Origin of the sequence: Promicromonospora sp. Marseille-Q5078, from assembly GCF_050315395.1 — a bacterium.
In the GTDB taxonomy this organism is placed as follows: Bacteria; Actinomycetota; Actinomycetes; order Actinomycetales; family Cellulomonadaceae; genus Isoptericola.
In genome coordinates this window covers 1,323,934-1,334,722 of the sequence record NZ_JBNPQG010000001.1, presented here as the reverse complement: position 1 = coordinate 1,334,722, position 10,789 = coordinate 1,323,934, and the positions used below count along the sequence as shown (strand labels likewise).

10 protein-coding genes are annotated in these 10,789 nt (G+C 75.1%); 5 read left to right on the top strand and 5 right to left on the bottom strand.

Features of this window, described 5'->3' with window-relative positions:
- Positions 1–28: 28 nt before the first annotated feature.
- The 3 genes from ACQFYA_RS06175 to ACQFYA_RS06165 are packed head-to-tail and all read right to left on the bottom strand — an operon-like array spanning position 29 to position 3,670.
- Positions 29–2,743 carry a UvrD-helicase domain-containing protein gene (locus ACQFYA_RS06175; protein ID WP_499122245.1) on the bottom strand — a complete coding sequence of 905 codons (2,715 nt, stop codon included), beginning with the start codon at positions 2,741–2,743 and terminating at the stop codon, positions 29–31.
- Between the two features lie 37 nt (positions 2,744–2,780).
- Positions 2,781–3,116, bottom strand: coding sequence for a hypothetical protein (locus tag ACQFYA_RS06170; RefSeq protein ID WP_499122243.1), 336 nt, complete (start codon positions 3,114–3,116; stop codon positions 2,781–2,783).
- Between the two features lie 56 nt (positions 3,117–3,172).
- Positions 3,173–3,670: a GNAT family N-acetyltransferase gene (locus ACQFYA_RS06165; protein ID WP_499122241.1), complete on the bottom strand. Its 498-nt coding sequence runs from the start codon at positions 3,668–3,670 to the stop codon at positions 3,173–3,175.
- A 147-nt stretch (positions 3,671–3,817) separates the two neighbouring features.
- On the opposite strand from ACQFYA_RS06165, the gene ACQFYA_RS06160 reads away from it, so the two are divergent.
- The 5 genes from ACQFYA_RS06160 (at position 3,818) to ACQFYA_RS06140 (ending at position 9,607) form a co-directional block, all read left to right on the top strand.
- Complete coding sequence (locus tag ACQFYA_RS06160; protein WP_499122240.1) at positions 3,818–4,210, top strand: VOC family protein; 393 nt, start codon at positions 3,818–3,820, stop codon at positions 4,208–4,210.
- A 43-nt stretch (positions 4,211–4,253) separates the two neighbouring features.
- Positions 4,254–4,595, top strand: coding sequence for a YnfA family protein (locus tag ACQFYA_RS06155; RefSeq protein ID WP_499122239.1), 342 nt, complete (start codon positions 4,254–4,256; stop codon positions 4,593–4,595).
- Positions 4,596–4,670: 75 nt separating this feature from the next.
- Positions 4,671–6,419, top strand: a complete 1,749-nt coding sequence (locus ACQFYA_RS06150) for an HNH endonuclease signature motif containing protein (RefSeq protein ID WP_499122237.1) — start codon at positions 4,671–4,673, stop codon at positions 6,417–6,419.
- Positions 6,420–6,470: 51 nt separating this feature from the next.
- Entirely contained in the window at positions 6,471–9,278 is a 2,808-nt protein-coding gene (locus tag ACQFYA_RS06145; RefSeq protein WP_499122236.1) for a helix-turn-helix transcriptional regulator, read from the top strand.
- A 59-nt stretch (positions 9,279–9,337) separates the two neighbouring features.
- A complete protein-coding gene (locus ACQFYA_RS06140; protein ID WP_499122235.1) occupies positions 9,338–9,607 on the top strand; it encodes a hypothetical protein in 270 nt (89 codons plus the stop codon).
- Between the two features lie 12 nt (positions 9,608–9,619).
- Here ACQFYA_RS06140 and ACQFYA_RS06135 read toward each other — a convergent pair whose 3' ends face one another.
- Both ACQFYA_RS06135 and ACQFYA_RS06130 read right to left on the bottom strand, forming a co-directional pair.
- The gene (locus tag ACQFYA_RS06135) at positions 9,620–10,102 is read right to left on the bottom strand and encodes a DUF456 domain-containing protein (protein ID WP_499122233.1); all 483 of its coding nucleotides are present in this window, start codon (positions 10,100–10,102) and stop codon (positions 9,620–9,622) included.
- A 4-nt stretch (positions 10,103–10,106) separates the two neighbouring features.
- The gene (locus tag ACQFYA_RS06130) at positions 10,107–10,478 is read right to left on the bottom strand and encodes a hypothetical protein (RefSeq protein ID WP_499122232.1); all 372 of its coding nucleotides are present in this window, start codon (positions 10,476–10,478) and stop codon (positions 10,107–10,109) included.
- Positions 10,479–10,789: the final 311 nt, after the last annotated feature.

Below are 10,789 nucleotides of genomic sequence, written 5' to 3'. Positions count from 1 at the left end.
GCGCGGGCCGGCGTCCGCCCGGCGACCCTCAGAGCTTCGTGACGGGCGAGTACCGCAGCAGCAGGCGCTTGGTGCCGTCCGCGCCGAAGTCGATCCGCGCGACGGAGTTGGGGCCGCTGCCCTCGAGCGACACGACGGTGCCCAGCCCGTACGCGTCGTGCGTCACCTTGTCGCCCACGTCGAGCGAGGGGACGTCCGTGTCCTTGCGCGGCGTGGCCGAGCCGAACTTCGCCCCCGTCGCGCCCGCGGTCGTCGCGCCGTCCTTGGGCGTGCCGAGCCGGCCGCCGACGCCCGCCGACGGCGAGCGCCGCTCCGGCGTCGACCCCGTGCCGCCCGACGACCGGCGCTCGGGCGACCAGGTGCCGCCGCCGCGGCGGTCCCTCCCGGACCCGCCCCAGGCCGACCCGCCGCGGCGCAGGTACTGGGTGGACGACTCGCGCCGCCGCCAGTCCCACAGCTCGTCGGGGACCTCCTCGAGGAATCGGCTGGGCGGGAACTCGTTCGCCATCCCCCACGCGGACCGCACCGCCGACCTGCTGATGTACAGCCGCTGGCGGGCGCGCGTGATCCCGACGTACGCGAGCCGCCGCTCCTCCGCCAGCTCGGAGTCGTCGTGCAGCGACCGCATGTGCGGGAACGTGCCGTCCTCCAGGCCCGTGAGGAACACGACCGGGAACTCCAGGCCCTTGGCCGTGTGCAGGGTCATCAGCGTGACGACGCCCTGGTCCTCCTTCGGCTCCTGCTCGGCCTCACCGTCGGCCACGTCCTCGTCGGGGATCTGGTCGGCGTCCGCCACGAGCGACACCCGCTCCAGGAAGTCCGCCAGGTCGCCCTCGGGGTCGAGCTCGGTGAACTCCGCCGCGACGGCGTGCAGCTCGGCGAGGTTCTCCACCCGCGACGCGTCCTGCGGGTCGTCGGAGGCGCGCAGCTCCGCCAGGTACCCGGTGCGGTCGAGGACGGCGCCGAGGATCGTGGCGGGCGGCTCGCCGTCCTCCACGAGGGCGCGCAGGTCGCGCATCATGTCGCGGAACGCGAGCAGCGGCTTGGACGTGCGGGTGGTGAGGCCGGGGATCTCGTCGGCCCGCTCGAGCGCCCCGCCGAACGAGATGCGCTCCCGGTCCGCGAACCCGGCCACCATCGACTCGGCCTTGTCCCCCAGCCCGCGCTTGGGCACGTTGAGCACGCGGCGCAGGTTGACGTCGTCGTCCGGGTTGGCCAGGGCGCGCAGGTAGGCGACGGCGTCCTTGACCTCGCGGCGCTCGTAGAAGCGGGTGCCGCCCACCACCTTGTACGGCAGGCCGACGCGGATGAGCACCTCCTCCAGCGCGCGGGACTGCGCGTTGGTGCGGTAGAACACCGCGACGTCGCCGGGGCGCACGCCGTCGGCGTCGCCGAGCCGGTCGATCTCCTCCGCGACGAACCGCGCCTCGCCGTGCTCGTCGTCCGCCACGTAGCCGACGATCTTCTCCCCCGCGCCGGCGTCGGTCCACAGTCGCTTGGGCTTGCGGTCCGGGTTGCGGGAGATCACCGCGTTGGCGGCCGTGAGGATGGTCTGCGTGGAGCGGTAGTTCTGCTCCAGCAGGATGGTCGTCGCGTCCGGGTAGTCCTCCTCGAACTCCACGATGTTGCGGATCGTGGCGCCGCGGAACGCGTAGATCGACTGGTCGGCGTCGCCCACGACCGTCAGCTCGGCCGGGACGAGACCGTCGACGCCGGGGCCGTCGGCCGTCGCGCCGGCCAGCTCGCGCACCAGCATGTACTGCGCGTGGTTGGTGTCCTGGTACTCGTCGACCAGGATGTGCCGGAACCGGCGGCGGTAGTGCTCCGCGACGTTCGGGAACGCCTGCAGCAGGTTCACCGTGGTCATGATGATGTCGTCGAAGTCGAGCGCGTTCGCCTGCGCGAGCCGCTGCTGGTATCGCCGGTAGACGTCGGCCAGCACCGTGTCGAACTCGGGCGCCTGCGCCGGCAGGGAGCCCGACGTCGCGGCCCGGGCGGCGCGCTCGCGCCAGCCCTCCTCGGTCGTGTCGGCGCCGGAGCTCTGCGCGTACGCCTCCGGGTCGATCAGCTCGTTCTTGAGGTCGCTGATCTTGTGCGCCAGCGAGCGCGCCGGGAACTTCTTGGCGTCCAGGTCGAGCTCGCGGGTCACCAGCGTGATGAGGCGCTGCGAGTCCGCCGCGTCGTAGATCGAGAAGCTGGAGCGCAGGCCGAGGGTCTTGGCCTCCTTGCGCAGGATCCGCACGCACGCCGAGTGGAACGTCGAGACCCACATCCGGCCGCCCGCCGGGCCCACCAGGTGCTCGACCCGCTCCCGCATCTCCGCGGCAGCCTTGTTGGTGAACGTGATCGCGAGGATCTCGCCCGCCCGCGCCCGGCCCGTGGCCAGGAGGTGCGCGATGCGGTGCGTGAGCACGCGCGTCTTGCCCGACCCGGCGCCCGCGACGATCAGCAGCGGCGAGCCGTGGTGCTCGACGGCGGCCCGCTGCTGCGGGTTCAGGCCCTCGAGCAGCGCGTCCGGGTCCAGGTGCGAGAACGCCCCGCCCGCCCGCGGCCGACCCCCGTCGCCGTCGCGCGGCGCGTCGTGCGCGTCCGACGCGGCGTCGCGCACCCACGCGGGCGCGCCGGACGCGGGGTCGGCGGCGTCGTCGTCCCAGCGCGGGGCGGTGGACGGCAGGCGGGCCGCGTCGTCCTTCGCGGCGTGGTCGAACCCGGGCAGGGACAGGCTGTCGAACAGGGAGGTCATCGTGGACCAAGCCTAGGCTCCGTGGCCGACACCGGCGTCACTCGGGGCCGGGGCCCGGCGCAGTCTCCCTGTCGTCACCGGCGAACCGGGTCCAGATCATCCCGACCAGGAGCCCGAGCGCCCCCGCCAGGGCCGCGATCACGACCCCGTCGGTCAGCGCACCCTGCGGCAGCACCCCCGCCAGGACGAACATCGCGATGAAGAAGGCGACGACGCTCAGGCCCGCGATGACCCGTTCCTGAAACCTCTGCCACGTACGGCCACGGTGCGTCGTGGCCGCGGCGTCGAGCGGGCGGCGGTTGTCGAGGAAGAGGGCGATCAGCAGCAGGGGGACCACCTGCATGGCGGCCTCGTAGAGCCGGTAGGTATCCACGAGGCATCCTGACCCGACCCGGACGGGCAGGTCCAGGGGACGCGCCAGGGTCGCGGTCAGCGACGCAGCCGCATCGGGGTGTGCGGGATGTCGTCCTCGAGGTACTCCGGCCCGTCGGGCGCGAACCCGAACCGCCCGTACCAGCCCGTCAGCGGGGACTGCGCGCCGAGGACGACGTCGGCCGTCGGCGCCGCGGCGGTCGCGGCCTCCAGGGCGGCCCGCATGAGCACGCCGGACGCGCCCGTGCCCCGCACGTCGGGATGGCACACGACGCGGCCGATGCGCTGCACGTCGCCGTCGTCGAGCACACGGGCCGTCGCGACCACGCGGTCGTCGTCGGCGCCGTCGAGCAGCACGACGTGGCGCGTCGCGGTCTCGGCGTCCCGGCCGTCCAGGTCGGGGTAGGCGCACGCCTGCTCGACGACGAACACGTCCTGCCGCAGACGCCACGCCGCGTACGCGGTCCGGGGGTCCAGCTCGTCGATCGTCGCGACCCGCACCGCCCACCGGTCGCCGCGCCGCCCGTCCACGCCCTGGCCGTCCTGCACCGTCATCGCTCCTCCACCCTCGTGCGTCCGACGTCGCCACACCCTAAGCCGCGGCGCCGCCGATGAGTTCCCGCGCTCCTCGAGGTCGACCCCTCGACCTGCCCGACGCCGGGAGCCGTCCCGGGGCGGGCGCCGCCGGACCGAGGAGCGACCATGCCGACACCGACCACCGCCCGATTCACCGGCGTGCACACCGTCGCGATCCCCGTGCGGGACCAGGACGCGGCGCTCGACTTCTACGGCACGACGCTCGGGCTCCAGGCCCGGTTCGACGCCGAGCTGCAGCCCGGGTTCCGCTGGATCGAGCTCGCGCCGCCGGACGCCGCCACCTCGCTCGCCCTGGTCCCCGCCGGGGACGCGCTGCCGGCCGGCGTCGACACCGGGATCCGGCTCGTGACGCCCGACGCGTCCGCCACCCACGCGGCGCTCACGGACGCCGGCGCCGACGTCGGCGACCTCCTGCTCTGGGACACGGCGCCGCCGATGTTCTCGTTCCGCGACCCCGACGGCAACACCCTGTACGTCTCGGAGGCGCCCTCCGCCTGACGCGCGGCTCACCGGACGCCCCGCACGCCGGGAGACTCGGCGCATGACCGTGCTGCGCTCGATCCTGCTGTTCCTCGCCGCCGCCGTCTTTGAGATCGGCGGCGCATGGCTGGTGTGGCAGGGGGTGCGCGAGCACCGCGGCTGGGTCTGGATCGGCGCCGGCATCATCGCCCTCGGCGTCTACGGGTTCTTCGCGAGCCTGCAGCCCGACGCGCACTTCGGCCGCATCCTCGCCGCGTACGGCGGCGTCTTCGTGGCCGGGTCGCTGGTCTGGGGCATGGTCGTCGACGGCTTCCGGCCGGACCGCTGGGACGTCGTCGGCGCGCTGATCTGCCTCGCCGGCGTCGCCGTGATCATGTACGCGCCGCGATCCGTCGCGGCCTGACGACCCGTCGCCGACTTGTCCACAGATCGACCCGAAGGCCTAGAACAGATGTTCGAACGTCGCTAGGCTCGGGGCATGACGACGACGCTCCCCGACCCGGTCACCGGCACCGACGCCGGCACGACCGCGGGCAGGTCGAGGGACGCCGGACCGGCGCCTGCCGAGGCGGCCAGGCTGGCCGGGCTGCCACGTACGTGGGCGCCGTCGATCCGCGAGCTGTTGGATGCCGAGGCCCGGCAGCAGGCGCGGACAGACGACGGCCCGGACACGGCCGGCACGCGCCCAGCCGTCACGGCACCGAGCCTGGCGGACCTGGACGCCACCCTGGACGAGATCGCCGAGGTCGAGGCCCGCGTCGCCGCACTGCACGCCCGCCGCGCGGAGCTGGTCGCGCACGCCGTGCGGCTGGCCGAGGCGCTCGAGACCGACCTGGTCGACGACACCGACCCCGTCGCCCGGTCCGCACCCGGTGCCCGCCGCCTGGACCTCGCCCGCCGGGCCGTGACCGCCGAGCTCGCGACCGTCCTGCACCTCGGCGAGCACGCCACCGAGACTCTGGCCGAGCACGCCACCACCCTCACCACCAGGGCACCCGCCACCCTGACCGCCCTGCACCAGGGACGACTGTCCTGGGCGCACGCCACCGCCCTGTCCCGGCACCTGGCCGACCTCACCCCGCACGAGGCCGCCCGCGTCGAGACGGCCGTCCTGACCACCGTCATGCCGTCCCCCGACGGCACGACCATCACCTGCACCCCGGCCCAGGTCGGCGCCCGGGCACGCCGCGCCCGCGAGGACGCCCACCCCACCCCCGCCGCCGTCCGCCACACCGAGGCCGCCACGCACCGGGCCGCCTGGCCCGACGAGGGCCGCGACGGCATGGCCGGGCTCACCGCCCACCCGCCCGCACCCCTCGCGCACGCCGCCTACGACCGCCTCACCCGCACCGCCCGACACCTCACCTCCCCGCAAGACCGACGCACCCTGCCCCAGGCCCGCGCCGACACCCTTGCCGCGCTGCTCCTGGACGACGGCACCCTCGACCACACCACCCCGAACGACACCACCACACCGGACCCGACGACGAGCGTTGCCCCGGATGCCGCGCCGGATCCAGCGCAGCGCCTGCTGCACGAACAGTCCGCCCTGGCGACCCTGGCCCGCTCGATCCGCCCCCAGGTCACCGTGACCGTCCCGGTCCTGACCCTGCTCGGCATCACGGACGCCCCGGCCACCATGGACGGGCACGTGCCCGTCGACCCGACCACGGCCCGCACGCTGACCGCCCTCGCCCCGTCCCTGCGACGCATCCTCACCCACCCCGAGACCGGCACCGTCCTGTCCGTGGGACGCACCACCTACACCGTGCCCGCCGACCTCAAAGCCCTCGTCACCACCCGCGACACCACCTGCCGCTTCCCCGGCTGCACCCACCCCGCCCGGACCGCCGACCTCGACCACACCACCCCCTGGGCATCCGGCGGCACCACCAGCACCGACAACCTCGCCGCCCTGTGCCGACACCACCACCTGCTCAAACACCAGACCCGCTGGCAGGTCACACAGATCGGACACGTCAGACAGGCCGACCGGGACACCGCCACCGGCTGGGGCGGCACCCTCGAATGGACCTCCCCCACCGGCCGCACCCACACCACCGCACCCGAACCCGTCGAGACCACCCGCCACCGCACCCTGCCCCACGGCCACGAACCACCCGACGAACCACCCGACGATCGAGACGACGACTCCGACGGCCCGGCTGCCCCCGGCCGCCGTTCTGACTCCGACCCGCGCGATTCACCCGCCGCCGGCCGCGGGTGAATCGCGTCAGTTCCGCAGCCCGCGGGACCGGCGCGGTGGGACCATCGGCTGATGGCCACCCACCCCGTCGTGGGGCGGTCCGAGGCGTTCGCCGCCGTCGACGACCTGCTCGGCGCTGCGGAGGAGGGGCCCGCGGCCCTGGCGCTGACCGGGCCGCCCGGCATCGGCAAGACGACCGTGTGGCTCGCGGCCCTGGACCGGGCACGCGAGCGTGGCCTGCTCGTGCTCTCCGGCCGGCCCACGCCCGGCGAGGTGCAGCTCGAGTACTCCGGCCTCGGCGAGCTCCTGGCGCCCCTGGCGGACGAGGTGCCGCACCTCCCGCGACCGCAGCAGCACGCCCTCGGGGCGGCGCTCGGCACGGAGTCCTCCGGGCCCGACGGCGGGCCACAGCTCGTCGCCGCGGCCGCGAGCAGGCTGCTCGACGACGCGGCGGCACGGGGTCCGGTGCTCGTCGCGGTCGACGACCTGCAGTGGCTCGACCCGTCGAGCCGGCGCACGCTCGCGTTCGCCTGCCGCCGCGTGTCCGGCAGGCTGGCCGTCCTGACGAGCGCTCGCACGTCGGACGACCCCGCCGGCGCGGCCGACCACCGGCCCGTCCCTGCCGTCGAGCCGGCGGACCCGCGGCGCCTCACACACCTCCTGCTCGCGCCGCTGCCGCCGGCCGACGTGATCGACGTCGCGCAGACGGTCGCAGGCTCGTCCCTCGGCCCCGCCACGATGGGACGGCTCGTCACGGCGTCCGGCGGGAACCCTCTCTTCGCGGTGCAGCTGGCGGCGCACTGGCAGGAGCACGGGCCCGGCAGCCTGCCCGCGAGCCTGCGCGCGCTGGTCGCCGAGCGGCTGTCGGAGCTGCCTCGGCCGAGCCGCGACGTCCTGCTGACCGCCGCGTGCCTGGCCGACACGCGGGTCGACCTGCTCGCCACGATCCACGGCGGGCTCGAGCACCTGACGCCGGCCGAGGACGCCGGCGTCGTGCGCATCGTCGACGGGCGGGTGCGGTTCGTGCATCCCCTGTTCGCGCTGGGGATCATCGACGAGGCCCGTCCGGGACTGCGCCGGGAGCGCCATCGCCGGCTCGCCGCGGTCGTCGTCGACGGCGAGGCCAGGGCCCGCCACCTCGCACACGCCGCGGCGGGCCCCGAGCCCGCCGTCCTCGACGCCCTGGACGCCGCGGCGAGCGCCGCGCGGGGGCGCGGCGCCACGTCGGTGGCGGCCGAGCTGGGCGAGCTCGCCCTCGGTCTGGGTGCGAGCTCGCCGCGACGCCGGCTGCTCACGGCGGAGGACCAGCTCTGCGTCGACGCGTACGGCCGCGCGGCCGATCTCGCCTCCGAGGCGCTGCCCGACCTCTCCGACCCGGTCGACCGCGCCCGCGCGCTCGGCACCGTCGGGCAGGCCCGGTTCCGACTGGGAGACCTCGCGGGCTCGGTGTCCGCGCTCCGCTCCGCCGTGGACCTCACCGTGGACGACAGCACCCTGCACGCGTCCCTGGTCGGCGACCTCGGCACCAGCCTGCTCAACTCCGGGCAGATCGAGCTCGCCCGCGCGCAGCTCCGCCTCGCGCGCCCTGCACCCACGACGCCGGACGACGGCGTGCCGGACGACGGCGTGCTGGCCGAGCTGGTCGCGGCGCAGGTCGTGCTGGACCAGCTCACGGGGCGCGGTCTCGACGAGCGCGGGGCGCGCCGTGCCCTGCGCCTCGAGCAGCCGGGACGGGCCGTCCCGGCGATCCGCTGGCCCACGGTGAACGTCGCGGCCGCCATGCTCTTCACCGGGCGCCCGGGGGACGCACTGCCCCTCCTGCTCACGGCCGGTCGACGCTGCCGCGAGCGCGGCCAGGAGACCGACCTCTGGTTCGTCCAGTACTACACCGCGCGAGCCGCGATCCGCGTCGGCCGGCTCGGGACGGCTCGCGAAGCCGCGGAGAGTCTCGCCGAGCGGGCGCGCCAGGTCGACGGGCCCGTCCTCACCCTCATGGCCCAGAGCGCGGCGGCCCATCTCCTCGCGTGGACCGGGCAAGGCAGCGGGACGGGCGACGGGACGGCCAAGGCGGCGCGGCAGGCGGTCGAGGGGTTCACCACCCTCGGGGCCCCGCACGTGAGCGCGCTGCCCGCGGCCGCGCTCGCGTCGCGCCTGCTCGCGGAGGGCGACACGGCGGCCGTGACCGAGCTGCTGCAGCCGCTCGAACGGCTGCTGGTCTCCGCCGGGCACCGCCACCCGGGGTTCGCCGGCTTCCTGCCCGACCTCGTGGAGGCGCTCGTCTCGACGGACCGCGCCGCGGAGGCGTCCGCCGTCCTCGACGGCTACGAGCCCGTCGCCGCCCGGCCTGGCGAGACCTGGTTGCGCGGCGTGCTCGCCCTGGGGCGTGCCGAGGTCGAGGCGTCCCTGGGCGACGTCGCGGGAGCGCGCGGGCTCTTCGACGACGCGCTCACCTGCTTCGACCGGCCCGGCCACGGGCACGAGCGCGGCCGCGCGCTGATCGCGCGTGCCCGCCTGGAGCGTCGCGCCCGGCACCGCGCCCTCGCGGCGGAGGCGGCCCGTCGTGCGGCGGCCGAGCTGGACGCCGTGGGGTGCACCGTGTGGCGGGAGGTGGCGCAGGCAGAGGTCGACCGGTCGTCGGGACCCCGGGACGGCGAGGCGCTCACGGCGATGGAGCGGCGCGTCTGCCTCCTCACGGCCCGCGGTCACACGAACCGCGACGTGGCGGGCGCGCTCGCGATCAGCCCCAAGACGGTCGAGGCGCACCTCTCGCGGGCCTACGCCAAGCTCGGCATCCGGTCGCGGGCCGAGCTCGGCGCCCGGATGACGCCCGGCGCCGACGACGCCGACGCCCCCGACTCCGCAGGCAAGGAGATCACCTGATGCGCCGAAGGTGACGGCGGGGGCACGGTCGTCGGGGGGAGGGAACACAGGAGACGACTGTGAGCGCTCCGCTCGTGTTCGACGTCTGGGCCGACGACCGTCCCCCGGACCTGCACCCCGCGCCTGTCACGACCCCACCCGGGGTGCGGGGGGTGCAGGTCGCCCGGATCGCCCTCGCGCTGGTGCTCGGCGCGGCGGCCGGCGTCGGCACGCTCACCGTCGTCGACGCCGCCACCTCGGCCCCGACCCGCGCGGTCGACCCGGACGAGCGGTGGCCGCAACGCACGGGCTGGGGTGACGTCTGCCGTCCCGGCGCCCCGCGCTGCTGACGCCCGCCCGGATCAAGTGACTGCCAGCCCGACGACCCACGCCACGGTCGCGACGAGACCGCCGGCGAGCTGGACGCCGATCGTGATGAGCGTGGCCTTGAGAGCCGCGCGCGTGGCCGCCCAGGCGAGGGCCGCGTCGCGCCGGCGCGCCAGCTCGACGAGGAACACCGCGGCGGCGAAGAAGAGGAAGAGCCCGACAACGGGCACCACGAAGAACCCGACGATCCCCGCGACGCCGGCGATCGCGAGCGTGCCCCACGGCACCTCGGCGCGGCGCATGTGCCGGCCCGCGAGGAGCCACTGGCCGGTCTCCGCGAGCGCGATCGCCAGCGCCGCCACGGCGAAGCACACCCAGGCGGCGGTCCCGCCGGTGACCCACGCCCACACGAGGATGCTCCCCAGCACGAGCACGTTGCCGGGGAGCACCTGCACCACGATGCCCACGAGGCCGACGGCGATCGCCAGCCCGACGAGCACCTCCGCGAGGAGGCTCAACGGATCACCAGAAGACGGCGACGAGGATGTTGACCAGCGTCAGCGCGCCGATCGAGTGCTTGAGGCCCGGCGACACCGCCCCGGTGCCGTTGTCCCCCTTGGCGCCCTGGCGCTTGGCGACGAACGCGAGGATCGCGATGATCAGCGCGACGAGCAGCTTCACGGTGAGCTTCGTCCGGTCCACCTCGTAGCCGAGGTCGACGGCGCCGGACTCCAGCAGTCCCATCATGACGATGCCCGAGACGAGCGCCGTCGCCGCGCCGTGGAAGACCCCGCGGTAGAGGCCGGGGCTCTTGATCGACGCGATGTACCCGCCGAGGACGATCGCCCAGCCGACGAAGTGGAGCGCGACGAAGACGTTGTAGAGGAACTCCATGCGGCCAGCCTATCCGCGCGCGGTCAGGGATCTGACACCCGTGTCCGCAACCCGTCGCACGTCACACCGGGCGCGCGTCCCAGAATGTGGTCCCAGCATGTGGACCCGCTCTCGCACGATGACGCCCCCACCCGTTACGGTCGTCCCCATGACCACGGCCACGCACCGCCTCCTCGTGACGCACCGTCACGAGATGCCGGCGTGCGTGCGTCGCAGCATGCGCAGCTGTCTGTGCTGCTGTCGCTGATCGCGCCCTACCTCAGCCCCGCCGCGGACTCGCGGCTCTGAGCACCGGCGCGCGCCGTCGGTCC